This window comes from Streptosporangium sp. NBC_01469, assembly GCF_036227305.1.
Classification (GTDB): Bacteria; Actinomycetota; Actinomycetes; order Streptosporangiales; family Streptosporangiaceae; genus Streptosporangium.
The window spans coordinates 1041281-1057406 of sequence record NZ_CP109465.1; the positions used below are offsets into that span (position 1 = coordinate 1041281).

Consider the following 16126-nt stretch of genomic DNA (forward strand, 5'->3'; position numbering starts at 1 on the left):
AGGCCGGTCGGCTTAGGAAGAAAACCGGGTCAGATCCTCGAAATGCCAGCCCCTGTTAATTAACTTAAAGCAATGACATGAACACTTAGAGCCATAATTGGCAGTGGGGGGTGGGCAATAGTGTCGATGCGCCCTGGGGATCGAACCGGCGCCACTGCTTCACTCAAGCACCCATTGGCAGTTGCCGAGGCGGTCGGAACGGGGCAGGCCTACTCGCCAGCGATGGCCATCGTCACGATCGTCCCGTCTCGCCCTACTTCATAAAAAAAGGACTCGTTCGCCCCCTATCTCATTGAAATCTGATGGAGAGGGCGCAGGTCCACCCGTTCACGGCCGAGCGGCGAGGGCCGCCAGTCGATGATCTCGCCCATCCAGAACTCCGCGAGCGGATTCCCGGCCGCATCAAGCATCCGGAGCGCACCCGACCCCAGCGGATTCCTCAGGCGGTGGCGCTTGGACCCGCCGAGGTAGTCACGCATCCGCGGGGAGGGAAGGCACCCCAGAATTTCGACGGTCCCAAGTTCGTCGTCCTCCGGCACCTCGACGAAGACGCCTTCGGCATCAAGACAGGAGCCACAGATTTGCTCATCTGCGTCAATCAGCAGGAATTTCGGCTGGACATCATCCACGTGTCTCACGCTCGCCGGTAATCGGATGACGTTGCTGTCACCGTAGATCAAAAAAGCCCCGAACGATAATCACTCGGGGTGTTTGTGCTGCTCAGTTGTTGTGGTCAGGGGCGGGGTCGAACCGCCGACCTTCCGCTTTTCAGGCGGAGCGGTCACCCTGCTCCTCTCGTCGAACACGAGGTCAGAAGGCTGTTGACGGTTGCCGACGTGTGCTCGCGGTGGCCGATGTTGTCGTCACCGTTGTCGTCAGTCCCACCTTCCGTAGCCGGTGGTGGAGGCTCGAAGCGTTCAAAGACTCCGCGGTGTCAACACCACCAGCTCAGGCCAGCTGCGGAAGTGCTCACGAGTACTTCGTAGTCATCGCCGTACTCCTCCCCCGCCGCATCCACAAACTGCACCGAGAGTTCGACCTTCCTTCCTTCGACGGACTTGGTGAAGCAGTACACCCCTTCACCGTCATCCTCCGGAGGGAGCGTCCACCCATTTTTGAGCGCGATGTCTCGGTAGAAGGGCAGCACGTCGGCTCGCGGGCCCGAGGGGCGGTAGGTCTGCCGGACGGTCGTGATCCGATCGTCCTCCTCGCAAGAGCTGTCGCGTCCCTGCTGCGGTATCGCGCTTGCCGGATGGACATCGAGGATGCCGAGAGAGTCGACGAGCCGGTCATCGCCGGCATCGCACCCATAGTTCAGCACGAAGAAAGCGACGGGAACGAACAGAGCACCGCCCCACACAGCGGCGGCCACGAGCACCGCGATCGTCGAACGCTTCATGAGCGGGTTCTACTTCGCGGTGCTGACGTCGATGACTCCGATGACGTTGGACACAGGGACGGTGCCGTCACCCCCCGTGCGATGGTGGTTACGCGAGTCAAGAGAGACATCGCGATTGTCGCCTTGGACCCAGATACGCCCCTCCGGGACGACTATCGGCTCGAAGGTGAGATGCGAAGCCCGCTCGTTGGTCACATATGGTTCATCCACCGGCTTGCCGTCAATGACCATCCGATGCCGCGGGTCGCAGCAACTGACCGTGTTCCCTGGAACGCCGATGATTCGCTTGATCATGTAGCCTCCACTTCCGCCCCACGACTTCGGGGGCAGAAAGGCGATGACGTCACCCGTCTTGGGTACGTACGTCCCGTCGGTCACCGTGCCGGTTACCACGTCGCCCTTCTTGAGCGTAGGCATCATCGCCTCGCTCGATTCGCGGTAGGACTCTCTTCCGATCGCCTTGGAAATCAATGGCTCAGGTATGACCGAGCACGCGGAAACCCCCGCGACCACAAACGAGATGATCAGTACATATAACCCACGAAACACCATCGCAGCATTATCCGGGCTGGACATCACTCCGATGACTCGCGTCTCATTACGATCTTGTAGCGGGATGTCTGAGCTTGTTCCGCTTCGGCGAACGCCCTTGGTGTGGTGGTCAGGCGGCCTGGGCGGCCTTGTAGATGTCGGGGCTAACGTAGCCGAAGCCAACCTCGACCTGGAACGTCGGAACCCGTCGTCGTCAAACACAACAAAAAGCGCCCCGGCCTTGATTGGCTCGGGGCGTTTGTGCTGCTCAGTTGCTGTGGTCAGGGGCGGGGTCGAACCGCCGACCTTCCGCTTTTCAGGCGGACGCTCGTACCAACTGAGCTACCTGACCTCGGTGGTGGATCGAACACCTACCAGAGCGGTCCTGACGGGACTTGAACCCGCGACCTCCACCTTGACAGGGTGGCGAGCACTCCAAACTGCTCTACAGGACCTTGCTTCCGGGGCTTTTGTCCCGGTCGTTCTTGCCTCGCTTAGCCTACCAGTTTTCCGGAGGTCTTCGACCTGCCGTTTCCCTGGCGAGTCTTCACTCGGCCGTGCCCCCAACGGGATTCGAACCCGTGTCGCCGCCTTGAAAGGGCGGTGTCCTAGGCCACTAGACGATGGGGGCTCAAGACTCTCGTCTCGTTCCGTTGCCGTCTTCCGCTGGAGACCTCTGAAGCATAGGGGACTTTTGCCCCCGATGCCAAAGCGGTTTGCGGCTTACGGCGTCGGTGTGACGGTGACAGACGCCGTTGGAGACGGGTCGATCGTCGGCACAGGAGAAATTGTACGGCCAGGGTCGGTCTCCACGTGACGCTGGATCTGAACCGACTGCTCGCCGAGCCCTCCCAGGGTGATGTCGTCCCAGGCCCGCAGGCGGTGCGTGTCGGCGTCGAAGTACAGAACGGAGGCGGCGACGGGGGTGGGCTCGTCGTGTTCCAGGGCCCGGAGACCGGCTCCGCCGGTGGATCCCTGGACCAGGAGGCGGGTGCCTGAGGGCAGCAGCTCGGTGGATCGCTCGTGGGAGTGACCGGTGAGGACCATCGGGACCGCGCCGGAGAATCCCTTGGCGATCGTCGGGTCGTGGACGGCGACCAGGTCGACCTGCTTGGGCAGCCTCGCCAGCTCGGCGGCGCGCGAGCGGCCGAGGGCGTCGAGCGATTCGAGGTTGGAGTCGACGGAGACGGACTTGTCCGGGGTGAACCGGGGGTCGCCCATGCCGTAGATGCGCAGCCCCGCGACGGTCTTGGCCTGGCCGTCGAGGACGACGGCGTTCTTCTGCCTGGCCACGGCCCGCTGGGTGGTCATGGAGTCGTGGTTGCCCCTGACGAAGACGTACGGGACGCCGAAGGTGCCGATCTCCTCGGTGAACCTGTCCTCGGGGCCCGTGCCGTGGTCGGTCAGGTCGCCGGTGTCGATGATCGCGTCGATCTTGAACTGGGTGGTGACCGAGCGGATGAGGTTCCAGGCGATGGGGCTGAGGTGGATGTCGGAGACGTGCAGCACCCGGATCGAGGTGGGGTCGGCGTCGTAGACCGGCAGGGCGGAGACGACGTCGTAGAGCTGGGAGACGTTGTTGACGAGCTTGGCGAGCTGGATTCGGTAGGACTCGAACCTGGTCACGATCGACTCGGCGTCGCCGACGAGGGACGGCGCGCCGGCCAGCAGGCCGGTGTACTTGGGTTCCACCACGGAGTCGGGCCGGAAGGTCAGGGCGATGGCGGCTCCCGTACCGGCGATCGCGACGGCGACGCCCAGCAGGCCCGCCAGGGCCGGTCCCGGCCGGCGGAAGACGATCAGGGACGTGACCAGGGCGCCCGCCAGGCCGCAGAGCACGGCGCGCAGGACCAGCGTCCTGACGCCGACCCCCAGCTCCTCCTCGAGGAGGGCGGGGAGCCGGTCGGCGGAGAACCGCGGGTCGTCCAGGAATCCGCGGGCCCGGTCGGGGTTGATGTTCTCCAGGGTCACCCTGAGGCTGACAGGGGCGTCGTGGGTGTCGAACAGAAGTGTGCCGAAAGGGTGAGCGTCGACGACGGTCTCCCCGGCCCACGAGGGCTCCGCCGACATGCCGAGCTCCACCGGGCCGACGTTGGATCGTACGGCCCCGCCGAGCATGATGCCGAGCCACGCACCGGCCAGGGCGACCGCGGCGACGGTCGCGCCGCGGGCGATGCGCCCGGTGACGAGACGACGGGCACCCTGGGTCCAATCAGCGAATTTCATGCGCCTCCACCTCTACCCGGGGTCACGGGGCAGAATGACGGGTGTGATCGAGATCTCGCGGGAGAAGTTCGAGGAACTCGTGGCCGAGGCTCTGGACACCATTCCCCCCGAGCTGACGAAAGTCATGGACAACGTGGTGCTCGTCGTCGTCGACGACCCACCCGAACCGGATCTTCTAGGTCTCTACACGGGTATTCCGCTCACCGAGCGGGGCGAGTGGTACGCAGGAGTGCTACCCGACCGGATCGAGATCTACCGCAAGCCGATCTGCTCGATGTGTGAGACCGAGGAGCAGGTCATCGAAGAGGTGCAGATAACTGTCATCCATGAGATCGCCCACCATTTCGGTATCGATGATGACCGGTTGCACGAGCTGGGCTGGTAAGTAACCCCGCGCAGCACGTCAAAGGCCTTCTTTCCGGAATGTCGCGGCTTATCATTACAGTTTGCATGCGCTTGATTGCTTTCGGTTGCGCGTCGGCCCTGCAGCAGGCACCGTAGGTTACACAGTGAACACCCACAGTCAGTGTGCCTGCGAGCTCAGCGGAGTCCTATGGCGGCGACAAAGTCCGGCCGACTACCCGGGCGGCACCGCCGTCCGGCGGAACGCCAAGCGACCTACGGCGAGGTCATCGCCATCGGGGAGTTCCGCGCGCTCTGGCTCGGCCAGGGGCTTTCCCTCCTCGGCGACCAGCTCTCACGAGTGGCGCTGTCCGTCCTGGTCTTCGAGCGGACGGACTCGCCCCTGGCGACGGCCTCGGTCTATGCCCTGACCTACCTGCCGCCGATCATCGGCGGACCGCTCCTCGCGGGACTCGCCGACCGCTACGCCCGCCGGCGCATCATGATCGCCTGTGACCTGCTCCGGGCCGCTTTGGTCGCGCTCATGGCGGTTCCCGGCGTCTCGTTCGCCATGCTGTGCGTGCTGGTCTTCTGCGTGGTGCTGCTCAGCGCGCCGTTCTCCGCGGCGCGGGCGGCCCTGCTGCCGGATCTGCTCAAGGGCGACCGCTATGTGGCGGGCTCGGCCCTGCAGAACATGACCAACCAGGGCGCGCAGATGCTCGGCTTCGCCCTCGGCGGTTTCCTGATCATGGGAATGGGGCCGTACCGCGCGCTGGCGCTGGACTCGGCGACCTTCCTGGCCTCCGCGCTCATCATCGTCTCGGGGGTACGGCGGCGTCCCGCCCCCGTCCCCGCCGACGAGGACCGGCCATCGATGTGGACGATGACCCGCACCGGCGCCAGGCTGGTCTTCGGCGACCCCCGGCTGCGTACGCTGGTGCTCTTCGCCTGGCTCTGTGGCTTCTACGTGCTGCCCGAGGGGATCGCGACCCCCTACGCCGCCGAGCTGACCGGGGATCCCCAGCGGCTCTCGCTGGTCACCGGCCTGCTGATGGGCGCCATGCCCACCGGTACGGTCGTCGGCGCGTTCCTGTACAGCCGCTATGTCAGCCCATCGAACCGGTTGCGGTCGATGGGCTGGATGGCGATGCTGACCTGCGCGCCGCTGATCCTGTGCGCCGCGCAGCCACCGCTTCCTGTGGTGCTGCTGTTGTGGTTCGTCTCAGGCCTGGGCGGGGCCTACCAGCTCGCGGCCAACGCCGCGTTCGTGCAGTGCGTCCCCGCCGAGCAGCGGGGACAGGCCTTCGGCCTGGTCCAGTCGGGCCTGCTGGCCTCCCAGGGCGTCGGCATCCTGGTCGGCGGGGCCGCGGCCGACCATCTCGGCCCCGAACTGGTGGTGGCGATGGCCGGCGCGACCGGGCTCGTCGTGGCGGCCGCGCTGGCCGCGCTGTGGAGGAGTTCCCGCAGGGAGATCATCGAGAGGGTTCGCGCGGAGGCGACCTCCTGACTCACGCCTGGGGGCGGGTGTCGTCGTCCTGTCGCGGCACCGTGCCGTACGGGGCCTGGGGGGCGACGGGCGGGAAGGGGGTCTGGTGGGTGGGGTACTCCGGGGCCGGCCCGTGCGGCGCGCGGTGCTGGTTGGTGGCCTTGGCCCAGCCCTGCTCGGCCTTGGCCCTGGCGTCCACCCAGATCGGGTTGTCCTTGTTCTTGTCGATCACGTCCTGCAGGACCGACCTGTCCTTGCTCTCGTCGGGCAGGAGCACCCAGCCGATCGCGTAGACCGCCACCCCGAGGCCACCGAAGAAGGTGGCGACGGCGAGGGCCGCGCGGATGATGTTGGGGTCCACCCCGATGTAGCGTCCGAGGCCGGAGGCCACACCCGCGATGATGCGCCCGTCCCTGGTCCGCTGGAGCTTCTTGACGCCGGTGAAGTCGTTTGCGTTCATGTCCTCAGACTGCCCGAGGGCGGGCCTTCCTCACATCGGGATTCCCCCTGGCGCGACCCTGACCTGTACCCCTCCCACGGCCGTACGCGACCCTGACCTCCGTCCCACCCGCACCGGTAATACCCTGACAGGGCCGAAGAGAGAGGGAATCTCATGGACGATCTTCTGCGCGTCGACGACACGCTCGGAGCGGAGCAGCGCCTCATCCGCGACACCGTACGGGGATTCGTCGCGGACCGGATCCTCCCCCACATCGGCGACTGGTTCGAGGAGGCCGCCTTCCCCGCCCGCGAGCTCGCCCCGGCCCTCGGCTCGCTCGGCGTGCTGGGCATGCATCTGGAGGGGTACGGCTGCGCGGGCCTCGACGCCGTCTCGTACGGCGTGGCCTGCCGCGAGCTGGAGGCGGGGGACTCCGGGCTGCGGTCGTTCGTGTCCGTGCAGGGCTCGCTCGCGATGTTCCCGATCTGGAAGTACGGCTCCGCGGAGCAGAAGGACGAGTGGCTCCCCCGGATGGCCGCGGGCGAGGCGATCGGCTGCTTCGGCCTGACCGAGCCCGACCAGGGCTCCGATCCCTCGGGCATGCGCACCCACGCCAAGCAGGACCTCTCGGGCGACTGGATCCTCAACGGCTCCAAGATGTGGATCACCAACGGCTCCGTCGCCGACGTCGCCGTGGTCTGGGCGCAGACCGAGGACGGCGTCCGCGGCTTCGTGGTGCCCACGGACACCCCGGGCTTCAGCGCCCCGGAGATCCACCGGAAGATGTCCCTGCGGGCCTCGGTGACCTCGTCGCTGTACTTCGACGACGTCCGCCTGCCCGCGTCCGCCGTGCTGCCGGAGGTGCGTGGCCTGAAGGGCCCGCTGTCGTGCCTGTCCGAGGCTCGTTTCGGCATCGTGTGGGGCGTGGTGGGCGCCGCCCGCGCCTGCCTGGAGTCGGCCGTCGACTACTCCACCTCCCGCGTCCAGTTCGGCAGGCCGATCGGCGGTTTCCAGCTGACCCAGGAGAAACTCGCCTGGATGTACGTCGGCGTGGGGCAGTCACAGCTCACCGCCCTCCACCTGGGCCGCCTCAAGGACGCGGGAACCCTCACCCCGCACCAGGTCAGCTTCGGCAAGCTCGCCAACGTCCGCGCCGCCCTGGACATCGCCCGCCAGGCGCGCTCCATCCTGGGGGGCAACGGCATCACGCTGGAGTATCCGGTGATCCGGCACATGAACAACCTGGAGAGCGTCCTGACCTACGAGGGGACCGAGGAGATCCACACGCTCGTGCTCGGCGAGGCCCTGACCGGTATCCCCGCCTACCGCTGACCCGCTCCGAGGCTCATCGCCGGCGGGGGTGCCGCCGGTTCCGCTCATATCGGCGGCCGGAGTCTGGAAAAACTGACCCGCTCCGGGGCTCATCGCCGGCGGGGGTGCCGCTGGGGCAGCCCGCAGGGACGCCACTCGGGGGCCTGGGCCGCCCGGCCGAGCTCCTCCTCCCAGGAGACGCCCGTACGGAGGTAGGAGCGGAACAGCTCGGCACTGGCGCGGGCGTCGGCCAGCGCGGCGTGGGCCCCGAGGAGCGGGATGCCGGCGCGCTCGCAGCACGCGGCGAGCGTCCATCTGCCGTCGGGGATGAAGGTGGGCGCCAGCCGCTGCGTGCACAGGGTCTCGGTCACCCACTCGCTGCCGGGAAGGCTCCGCAGGAAGCGCAGGTCGAAGGAGGCGTTGTGCGCCACCAGGACCCGGCCGGCGACCCGCCGCCAGATCTCGTCCAGGAGTTCCTCGATCACCGGCGCGCTCTGGACCATCGCGTTGGTGATCCCGTGGACGTGGACGGCCCCGGTGCCGCGCCGGGGGTTGACCAGCGAATGCCACTCGTCCACGGTCTCGCCCCGGGCGTCCAGCGAGACGAGCGCGATCTCGCAGATCCGGTCTCCCCTCGACGGCGAGAAACCTGTGGTCTCCACGTCGACCACGACATACCCTGGGCGCGTGGAGACATGGGAGGTAAGGGCGGGCTCAAGCCCCGAGCTCGTCATGCCTGCCACTCTAGGAGCCGCTCCCGCCCCCCACCGGGTGTTCCGCAAACAGATGACCATGAATGGGCCTGGCGACGGACGTTAGTGGACACTATCCTCGGTACGCTGTCACCTGCGGGGCGTTAGCTCAATGGTTAGAGCTGCGGACTTTTAATCCGTAGGTTCTGGGTTCGAGTCCCAGGCGCCCTACCACTCCCGACCAGGAACTTAGGCCCTGACCTGGGCTTTTGTCCTTGTCGGTCTTTCCCGGCATATGCAGCTGGCTGCAGCCCACTGCCGGTGGTCCCGGAACATACGCGGAATGGGACCACCGGCGTTTGCCCAGGTCAGCACGAGCGTTCCGGAAGCTCGCGGAACGATTCCGGGGGCAGCGGAGCCCACACGACGAAGGAACCCAAGGATGCCCGGGGTCCTTCGTGTCCTGCCGTCAGGGATGTCACGTCGTGAGTCGCTTGTTGGCCACCTCGTGCCGGCCGTCGATGCACCTGGCGTAGACCTTGAGAAGCACGTCCGCCCCGTGCCCCGCCCGCTCCGCCATTTCCGGCGGGTGGACTCCGGCGTTGAGCCAGAGGGAGACCGCCGCGTGCCGCAGGTCGTACGGCCGACGCGCCGGCGGTGAAACGACCTGATCCGGGGTGAAGGCGTAAGTGGAGTCGGCCCGGTTTGGTGAACACCCGTTGTTGTTCGTAGGGTGCGCCAACAGATCGGTGGGAAATCAGCGCCTGCGTGGCGCGCGGCTTCTGCAGCCTTGAACGGTGTCGGCTGATTTAAGTTGGTGTTGCCCGCATCACATGATCAACCAGTGATATGGGGCGTTCTCCCCTCATGCTTTGAAAGCCGAGGTCGAGGAGGGACCCATGTCTCGCAGACACGCCGTTACCACGGGATACGTCCTAGCAATCATCGCACTCACCCTGGCCGTGGTCCCAGCCGGCGCCGAACGCCAGACGGTGAGCCCCACCGCCGCAGTGACCACCTTGGCCGCGCTGAAACCGCCGCCGGGCATGCTGGCGGCACTCCAGCGCGACCTGGGTCTCACTGCGGCGCAAGCCCAGACCCGCCTGCTCAACGAGGCCCGCATGACACCGGTCGTGCCGCGACTTCAGAGAGCGCTCGGTGCCCGTTTCGGCGGCGCCTGGTTCAGGGGAACCACCGCGCAGAACCTGGTGGTGGCCACCACCAGCACCGCTGACATTCCCCAGATCCTCGCCGCGGGCGCCAAGGCCGAGGTCGTCACCTGGCCACTGGCCCACCTCGCCTCGATCAAGAAGAAGCTCGACCAGGCTCTGCCCATGCGGCCGATAGTGGCCAGCGTGCGCTACGTCGATGCGAAGACCAACAGGGTCGTCGTCCTCGCCCCGAAACCCGAGGCGGCCGAGACCCTCGTCGAGGGTGCTGGGGTGGATAAGGCCGTGGTGGTCGTGCTGCCGTCCAACGAGCAGCCCCGGCCCCTGTATGACCTGGTGGGCGGGCAGACCTACTACGTCGGTGACACCACCCGCTGCTCGATCGGCTTCCCCGTGTTCAAAGGTACCCAGAACGGTTTCATCACCGCCGGCCACTGCGGCAAGCCGGGCCAGACCACCACCGGCTTCAACCGGATCGCCCAAGGCGTCTTCCAGGCATCTGCCTTCCCGACCAGCGACTACGCCTGGGTCGCCGTCAACGCCAACTGGACGTCGAAGCCGGCGGTGGACAACGGCGAGGGCGGCACCGTGCCCGTCGTCAGTGCCAAAGTGGCCGTCGAGGGCGCCTCGGTCTGCCGGTCCGGTTCCACCACCGACTGGCACTGCGGCCTCATCCAGCAGCGCGATGCCAGCATCACCTATCCCCAGGGCAACGTCTTCGGGCTGACCCGCACCAACGCCTGCGCCGAATCCGGCGATTCGGGCGGCGCCTTCATCTCCGTCGACCAGGCCCAGGGGATCGCCTCCGGCGGCTCGGGCGACTGCAGCTTGGGCGGCACCACCTACTTCCAGCCGATCGGTCCGGTCCTCACCGCTTACGGCTTGTCCCTGCAAACCACCGCGGGCAATCCCCCCGCTGTGAGCACGGGTACCTGCACCGGCTACCAGAGGGAGTCCACCGGCATCCTGGCCAGCGGTCAGACCGCCGCCCAGACGCCCGCCCTGGGCTATCAGTCGATCGCCAGAGGCACCCATTCCGGCTGTCTGGAGACCAATCCGGGCGCCGACTTCGATCTATACCTGCAAAAGCGGACCGGCTCGACCTGGCGCAACGTCGCCGCCGCTGAGGGCGTGAATCCCCTTGAGCAACTCGCCTACACCGGCCCGGCCGGCCTCTACCGCTACCAGGTGGTCTCCTCCAGCGGCTTCGGCCCCTACACCTTGGGGTTCAACGCACCGTAACTCAGCTCAGCCCCCGCCTCCGTCACCGCGGGTACGGAGGCGGGGCAATTTGTCGATCTGAGATTCCCCCGTGGCTCGCCCGTTCCGCCACCTCCGGCGCGTGGACTCCGGCGTTGAGCCACGGTGAGACCGCCGCGTGCCGCAGGTCGTACGGCCCGCGGCACGCGGCGGTGAGCGATCTCATGTCTGACGACGGGCGTAGTGGAGGCAGAAGCGCAGGGTGTATGCGGCGCACAGGGCGTAGCAGACCATGGCCGCGGCACGAACGTCGAGAGCGGCGGCGACGATCGCCAGTACGAAGAAGGACACCGCCGTGATCGCGTAGGCCTGCCAGAAGCTCGTGGGACCGGGTCGCCGACCGCGACCGGGGGAAGGTAGTAGCGACATCCCTCCATAATGCGTGATCAACCCGACTCCCGCGATCATGAGGCCCTGGACTTTTGATCCGTAGGTTCGGGGCCCAGGCGCCCTATCCCAATGCCCCGGGCAGATTTCCCATTTTCCATGATCGGGAAGGCCGTCCGGTCACGGTTGCGACCGGGCCGTCGTCGGCGGCCGTCCCACCGCGCCCGCTCCGTCCGGCCCGCCGCGCCGGGGCCGCGCCGGGGCCGCACCGCCGCCCGCAGGTCGCTCCGCCACCGGCCCAGCCGTTTTTCACGGCCCCTTCGAGGTGCCTCGCGGGTGACGTCGGCCGCTCCGCTCCGCGGTCGAGGAATCGGGCGCCGAGCGCGTGGTCCGCGGCGTCCATCGCCGTGCCGCGAAATCTCTTTCCCGGCGCGGGAGCCCTTCTCGTCCTCACCGAAGCGGGGCTCACCTATGGCGTCGAGTGCGTCCCGGACAGCCTGGAGACCAGGTTCTGCCCGGCCGCGTCCGCCGCTCGATAAGACGCGTGCACGTGATAACTGCATGGAATAGTATGACTGTCCCCGAGTGTCCATGTTTTTCATTTCCTGACCGTTTCTGGATCGCCTTGGGGACTCCGCGAGTGCCGGGCAGTCAGCCGGGCGGGTCAAGTCGCGTGTCGGGGCTCTCCGAGAACACCGGCGAACCGGCGGAAAGCGGAGCGGGCCGCCGGGGGATCCGGCCTCACGACTTCGGGATTCGCGCCGGATAACCGCCTGTCAGTGCCGCGACCTGCGCGAATGAATCGCCGGCACCCGTGGTGCCCAATCGTCCGCCCGCCGTTCGACCGCGCCTTGACGCCCGCGCCACGAAGCGGGTTCGGGACGCTCGGCACATTCTCCGCCCGGATAGGGGAAGAGGGTGTCAAAAGCCGCGTGAAGTGTCCAGGAAATTTATTACCCTGAGCACGGGACGAGTGGACACTCGCCGCAATGGACCCACCGAAATGAAGGGCAGGATGAATGCGAAAGATCATCGAGTCGACGTTCGTGACGCTGGATGGAGTTATCGGGTCGCCGGAGAAGTGGGGCTCACCGTACTGGGACAAGGAGCACGCGGCGTACGGTGAGTCCCTCTTCGCCTCTTCCGACGCCCTCCTGCTGGGTCGCGTGACCTACGAGGCGTTCGCGCAGGTCTGGCCGAAGATGGAGGAGGCCGGGGACGAGGACGCCGGCCGGATGAACGCCCTTCCCAAGTACGTCGCCTCCACCACCCTGAAGGAGGCCACCTGGAACGCCACGATCATCGAGGGTGACGTCGCCCAGGGGATCACGAAGCTGAAGGAGCAGCCCGGTCAGAACATCCTGAAGTACGGGACCGGCGAGCTCGACCGGCTGCTTCTTGAGCACAAGCTTGTGGACGAGTACCACTTCTGGATGTTCCCCGTCCTCGCCGGAAGCGGCCAGCGGATCTTCGACGGGATCGACACGACCCACCTGGGGCTGGTGAAGTCCACCACCTTCGCCTCGGGCATCATCGTGCTCGTCTACGAACCGAAGTAGCGTTCGCGCACGGCGCCGCTGACCGCACCCGCGCCGCGACGAGGCCGGTCGTCCGTCACGGCGGTGCCCGATCAGGCCCCTTCGCCTCCACCCGCGTGTCGCCCGGCCACGGGCGGCACGTACCGGTCGGTCCCCCCGCGTGGTCCGGGGGCGCCGAGCCGGAGCGGGTGGCCCGCCCCGTCATCCGGCACCTCGGGAGAGCGGGGCACGGGCGTGTCCGCCGATCGACTCCAGGTGCTTGCGCAGCGACCGCCCCGCCCAGTCGTCCACCTCGTCGGCGAGCTCGTGCACGCGCGCCAGCGCCCGGTCCGCCGCCGAGTCGTCGCCGAGTGCCTGCAGGACCTCGCTCAGCATGATGAGCGTCTGCGCCTCGGAGAGCGGGACGCGCACCTGCCGGAACAGCGTGACGGCCTTGCGCAGGCGGCCGACGGCGTCGCCGAACTGCTCCGTCACGATGGCCAGCTCGCCCAGTCCCGACAGGGCGTGGGCCTCGGCGAGCCGGTGCTGCGAGCTCTCGGCCGTGGTGAGCGCACGCCGCAGCAGGGACTCGGCCTCGGCCGACTTGCCGCGCCGCAGCTGGGCGATGCCCAGGCCGTGCAGGGCGAACGACTCGCCGATGCCGTCGCCCATCTCCTCGACGAGGGTCAGCGCCTCCTCGAAGGCGCCCGCGGCGAGGGCGAACTCCTCCGCCTGCAGGTGCACGCGTCCCATCCGGTGCAGGACCTGGGAGATCACCCGCCTGCTGCCGCCGCTCTTGCCTCGGACCAGCGCCTCGGCCAGCATGATCTTGGCGTCGTCGATGTCGCCGCACTCGGCGCGGACCGCGGCGAGGTTGTCCAGCGTGTGCGCGGCCGAGATCTGGTCGCCTATCTCGACGAAGATGGCCAGCGCCTGCCTCAGGTGGCCGGCGGCGGCTTCGAGCTGGCCGTTCATGCGTTCGAGGAAGGCCAGGTTGCGCCGGGAGCGGGCGACCTGGAGCACGTCGCCGGTCTTCTCGAAGAGGGGAAGGGCGGCCATGTAGTCGCGTCGCGCGTCGTCGAAGCGCTGCTCGGTCTGGGCCAGCGCGCCCCGCACGCACAGCATCTCGGCCTGGCCGCGCTCGTCGCCGCCGTTGCGTGCGGCCTCCAGCGCTATCTCGTTGGTCTCGCGCCAGTCGTCCAGGTACACGCGGAGCTCGAAGAACGCCTCCGCGTTCATCGCCATGCGCCAGCACAGCTCCGCGAACCCCGCCTGCGCCGCCTGGCGGATGCCGGCCAGCAGGACGGGGCGTTCCCGTTCGAACCAGGCGATCGGCTCGGCGACCAGCCGTTCGACCAGTTCGGCCGGGAGCGGCGACTTGATCTCGGACAGCAGGTGGGGTCCGCCGGGCGGGCCGTACTCGCGGTTGCGCGCCGCCTGGGTCAGGCAGTGCAGCGAGCGCAGCACGCGGGCGAGTGCGGCGGTGCGCTCGGCGGGCGGTTCCTCCTCGGCCAGGCGCTCACGGGCGTACACGCGGATGAGGTCGTGGAAGCGGTACTGCACGCCGACGTTCCTGCCGGTGCCCACGACCTCGACGAGCTGGGCGTCGGCCAGGTCGTCGAGGAGGTCCTGCGCGTCGGCGAGCGGCTGGTCCAGCAGGGCGGTGCCGGTCCAGGCGGAGAAGATGTGCGAGTGGAGTATCGCCAGGCGGCGGAACAGGCAGCGGGCCTGCTCGCTGATGCCCTCGTACGTGAGCGCGAGGCTGGCCCTGATGCCCATGCCTCCGTGTTTGAGCTCGTCGAGCCTGCGGGCCTCGTCGGCGAGCCGGTCCACCAGCTGTTCCACGGTCCAGTGGGGGCGCGCGGCCAGGCGCGCTCCCGCGATGCGCAGGGCCAGCGGGAGGTAGCAGCACAGCTCGGCGAGCGCGGCGGCGGACTCCGGCTCGGACCGTACGCGTTCGGCGCCGGCGATGCGGGAGAGCATCTCGATCGACTGGGCGGAGTCGAAGAGATCGACGTCGACGGTGGTCGCGCCGGCCAGGCCGCCCAGGCGCCCTCGGCTGGTGGCGATGACGGCGGAGGTCGGGTTGCCCGGCAGGAGCGGCAGCACCTGGCTCTCGGAGGCCGCGTCGTCGAGGACGATCAGCACCCTGCGGTCGGCCAGCAGCATGCGGTACATCTCCGCCCGCTCGGCCAGGGTCTCCGGCAGCGCCGTTCCCGATACGCCGAAGGCCCGCAGGAAACGGTCGAGCACCTGCATGGGGTTCACCGGGCGGGAGACGCCGCCGTGCAGGTCGGCGTAGAGCTGCCCGTCGGGGAAGTGGGAGGCGATGCTGTGCGCGGCGTGGACGGCGACGGTGGTCTTGCCGATGCCCGCCCGGCCGGCGACGGTGACGATGGGTACGGCGAAGCGGCCCGCTCCGTCCAGCGGTACGGTCAGCCGCCGCCTGATGACGTCGATCTGCTCCTGGCGGCCGATGAAGTCGGCGATGTCGGCGGGGAGCATGCCCGGCACCGACGGCGCGCGGGCGCGTGACTCGACCGGCACCTCCGCGGGCGGCGGGTGCGGGTCGAGGAGTTCCTCGGAGGTGAGGATCGCGGCTTCGAGCTGCTGCAGCCGCTCGTTGGGCTCGATCCCCAGCTCTTCGACGATGAGCTGCCGCGCGTCGCGGTACGCCTGGAGCGCCTCCGCCTGCCGGCCCGAGCGGTACAGCGCCAGCATGAGCTGCCCGATGAGCCCTTCGCGCAGCGGGTGTTCCCGTACCAGCCTGACCAGCTCGCCGACCAGCTCGTGGTGGCGGCCGAGGTCGAGTTCGAGCTGGACGCAGTCCTCGTTCGCGGTGATCCGCTGCTCGGCGGCCCAGCTCGCGAGGGACCGCACGAGCCTGCTCTCGATGCCCTCGAGGGCGGGGCCGCGCCACAGGGCGAGGGCGTCGCGGTAGTGCTGGATGGCCTCCTGGTAGCAGCGGCCGTTCCTGGCCTTGCGCGCCCGGCTCACCAGGCTCTCGAAGCGGCGCGCGTCGATCGCGTCGGCCGGGACGCGCAACACGTAGCCCTGCCGGGTCGTGACGATCATCTCGGGGTGGCCGTGCGCGCTGAACAGACGTCGCAGCGCGGAGATGCATATCTGTACCTGTGCCCGGGACGTGGCGGGCGGGTCGTCGTCGTAGATCGCCTCCACGAGGCGGTCCAGCGTGACCGAGTGATTGGCATTCAGGATCAGGACGGCGAGGACGATCTGCTGCCGCGATCCGCCGAGATCGAGTTGTCGTCCACTCGCGGTGACCTCAAGTGCGCCCAGTACACGAAACTCCACAAGCATCTCCTCGCAGAAATCATTGCCCGTGGTCAAGAATCTCTCTTCTGATAGGCAGCTCTGATAGGCAGCGTTCGGGGCGTGAATGCCATGGTGAAGGCCGGGATTTGCG

Annotated in this window: 14 protein-coding genes and 5 tRNA genes; 6 read left to right on the plus strand and 13 right to left on the minus strand. The window is 68.0% G+C overall.

The window, feature by feature from the left end; genetic code table 11:
• Window positions 1–284: 284 nt before the first annotated feature.
• The 8 genes from OG587_RS04735 to OG587_RS04770 form a co-directional block, all read right to left on the minus strand.
• The gene (locus tag OG587_RS04735) at window positions 285–629 is read right to left on the minus strand and encodes a hypothetical protein (protein ID WP_329087216.1); all 345 of its coding nucleotides are present in this window, start codon (window positions 627–629) and stop codon (window positions 285–287) included.
• 101 nt (window positions 630–730) lie between these two features.
• Window positions 731–793: transfer RNA gene (locus OG587_RS04740), tRNA-Phe, on the minus strand.
• 141 nt (window positions 794–934) lie between these two features.
• Complete coding sequence (locus OG587_RS04745) at window positions 935–1399, minus strand: hypothetical protein (RefSeq protein ID WP_329087218.1); 465 nt, start codon at window positions 1397–1399, stop codon at window positions 935–937.
• A 9-nt stretch (window positions 1400–1408) separates the two neighbouring features.
• On the minus strand, window positions 1409–1951 hold the full coding sequence (gene lepB / locus OG587_RS04750; protein ID WP_329087220.1) for a signal peptidase I: 543 nt from the start codon (window positions 1949–1951) through the stop codon (window positions 1409–1411).
• A 257-nt stretch (window positions 1952–2208) separates the two neighbouring features.
• Window positions 2209–2282: transfer RNA gene (locus OG587_RS04755), tRNA-Phe, on the minus strand.
• Between the two features lie 28 nt (window positions 2283–2310).
• Window positions 2311–2385, minus strand: a tRNA-Asp gene (locus OG587_RS04760).
• A gap of 103 nt (window positions 2386–2488) precedes the next feature.
• A tRNA-Glu gene (locus OG587_RS04765) sits at window positions 2489–2561 on the minus strand.
• Between the two features lie 92 nt (window positions 2562–2653).
• Entirely contained in the window at window positions 2654–4156 is a 1503-nt protein-coding gene (locus OG587_RS04770) for a metallophosphoesterase family protein (protein ID WP_329087222.1), read from the minus strand.
• 34 nt (window positions 4157–4190) lie between these two features.
• Here OG587_RS04770 and OG587_RS04775 point away from each other — a divergent pair, with 34 nt between their 5' ends.
• Window positions 4191–4541 (plus strand): metallopeptidase family protein, encoded by a 351-nt coding sequence (locus OG587_RS04775; RefSeq protein ID WP_329093733.1) that lies wholly within the window; start codon window positions 4191–4193, stop codon window positions 4539–4541.
• A 168-nt stretch (window positions 4542–4709) separates the two neighbouring features.
• The gene (locus OG587_RS04780; protein ID WP_329087224.1) at window positions 4710–6005 is read left to right on the plus strand and encodes an MFS transporter; all 1296 of its coding nucleotides are present in this window, start codon (window positions 4710–4712) and stop codon (window positions 6003–6005) included.
• Between the two features lies 1 nt (window position 6006).
• On the opposite strand, the gene OG587_RS04785 is transcribed toward OG587_RS04780, so the two are convergent.
• Complete coding sequence (locus OG587_RS04785) at window positions 6007–6444, minus strand: PspC domain-containing protein (RefSeq protein ID WP_329087226.1); 438 nt, start codon at window positions 6442–6444, stop codon at window positions 6007–6009.
• Window positions 6445–6597: 153 nt separating this feature from the next.
• Here OG587_RS04785 and OG587_RS04790 point away from each other — a divergent pair, with 153 nt between their 5' ends.
• Window positions 6598–7755: an acyl-CoA dehydrogenase family protein gene (locus tag OG587_RS04790; protein WP_329087228.1), complete on the plus strand. Its 1158-nt coding sequence runs from the start codon at window positions 6598–6600 to the stop codon at window positions 7753–7755.
• Window positions 7756–7844: 89 nt separating this feature from the next.
• Here OG587_RS04790 and OG587_RS04795 read toward each other — a convergent pair whose 3' ends face one another.
• Window positions 7845–8468 carry a 3'-5' exonuclease gene (locus tag OG587_RS04795; protein WP_329087230.1) on the minus strand — a complete coding sequence of 208 codons (624 nt, stop codon included), beginning with the start codon at window positions 8466–8468 and terminating at the stop codon, window positions 7845–7847.
• A 116-nt stretch (window positions 8469–8584) separates the two neighbouring features.
• Here OG587_RS04795 and OG587_RS04800 point away from each other — a divergent pair.
• A tRNA-Lys gene (locus OG587_RS04800) sits at window positions 8585–8660 on the plus strand.
• 244 nt (window positions 8661–8904) lie between these two features.
• Here OG587_RS04800 and OG587_RS04805 read toward each other — a convergent pair.
• Window positions 8905–9168: a hypothetical protein gene (locus tag OG587_RS04805; protein WP_329087232.1), complete on the minus strand. Its 264-nt coding sequence runs from the start codon at window positions 9166–9168 to the stop codon at window positions 8905–8907.
• A gap of 157 nt (window positions 9169–9325) precedes the next feature.
• On the opposite strand from OG587_RS04805, the gene OG587_RS04810 reads away from it, so the two are divergent.
• Window positions 9326–10837 (plus strand): S1 family peptidase, encoded by a 1512-nt coding sequence (locus tag OG587_RS04810; RefSeq protein WP_329087233.1) that lies wholly within the window; start codon window positions 9326–9328, stop codon window positions 10835–10837.
• A 180-nt stretch (window positions 10838–11017) separates the two neighbouring features.
• Here the strand turns inward: OG587_RS04810 and OG587_RS04815 are convergent, their stop codons facing one another.
• The gene (locus tag OG587_RS04815; protein WP_329087235.1) at window positions 11018–11224 is read right to left on the minus strand and encodes a hypothetical protein; all 207 of its coding nucleotides are present in this window, start codon (window positions 11222–11224) and stop codon (window positions 11018–11020) included.
• Between the two features lie 977 nt (window positions 11225–12201).
• On the opposite strand from OG587_RS04815, the gene OG587_RS04820 reads away from it, so the two are divergent.
• A complete protein-coding gene (locus OG587_RS04820) occupies window positions 12202–12741 on the plus strand; it encodes a dihydrofolate reductase family protein (RefSeq protein ID WP_329087236.1) in 540 nt (179 codons plus the stop codon).
• 180 nt (window positions 12742–12921) lie between these two features.
• Here OG587_RS04820 and OG587_RS04825 read toward each other — a convergent pair whose 3' ends face one another.
• Complete coding sequence (locus OG587_RS04825; protein WP_329087238.1) at window positions 12922–16014, minus strand: AfsR/SARP family transcriptional regulator; 3093 nt, start codon at window positions 16012–16014, stop codon at window positions 12922–12924.
• Window positions 16015–16126: the final 112 nt, after the last annotated feature.

Coding starts and splice junctions, on each gene's coding strand:
- OG587_RS04745 (WP_329087218.1), bottom strand. CDS start 1,399: ATGAAGCGTTCGACGATCGCGGTGCTCGTGGCCGCCGCTGTGTGGGGC.
- lepB (WP_329087220.1), bottom strand. CDS start 1,951: ATGGTGTTTCGTGGGTTATATGTACTGATCATCTCGTTTGTGGTCGCG.
- OG587_RS04770 (WP_329087222.1), bottom strand. CDS start 4,156: ATGAAATTCGCTGATTGGACCCAGGGTGCCCGTCGTCTCGTCACCGGG.
- OG587_RS04775 (WP_329093733.1), top strand. CDS start 4,191: ATGACGGGTGTGATCGAGATCTCGCGGGAGAAGTTCGAGGAACTCGTG.
- OG587_RS04780 (WP_329087224.1), top strand. CDS start 4,710: ATGGCGGCGACAAAGTCCGGCCGACTACCCGGGCGGCACCGCCGTCCG.
- OG587_RS04785 (WP_329087226.1), bottom strand. CDS start 6,444: ATGAACGCAAACGACTTCACCGGCGTCAAGAAGCTCCAGCGGACCAGG.
- OG587_RS04790 (WP_329087228.1), top strand. CDS start 6,598: ATGGACGATCTTCTGCGCGTCGACGACACGCTCGGAGCGGAGCAGCGC.
- OG587_RS04795 (WP_329087230.1), bottom strand. CDS start 8,468: ATGACGAGCTCGGGGCTTGAGCCCGCCCTTACCTCCCATGTCTCCACG.
- OG587_RS04810 (WP_329087233.1), top strand. CDS start 9,326: ATGTCTCGCAGACACGCCGTTACCACGGGATACGTCCTAGCAATCATC.
- OG587_RS04815 (WP_329087235.1), bottom strand. CDS start 11,224: ATGTCGCTACTACCTTCCCCCGGTCGCGGTCGGCGACCCGGTCCCACG.
- OG587_RS04820 (WP_329087236.1), top strand. CDS start 12,202: ATGCGAAAGATCATCGAGTCGACGTTCGTGACGCTGGATGGAGTTATC.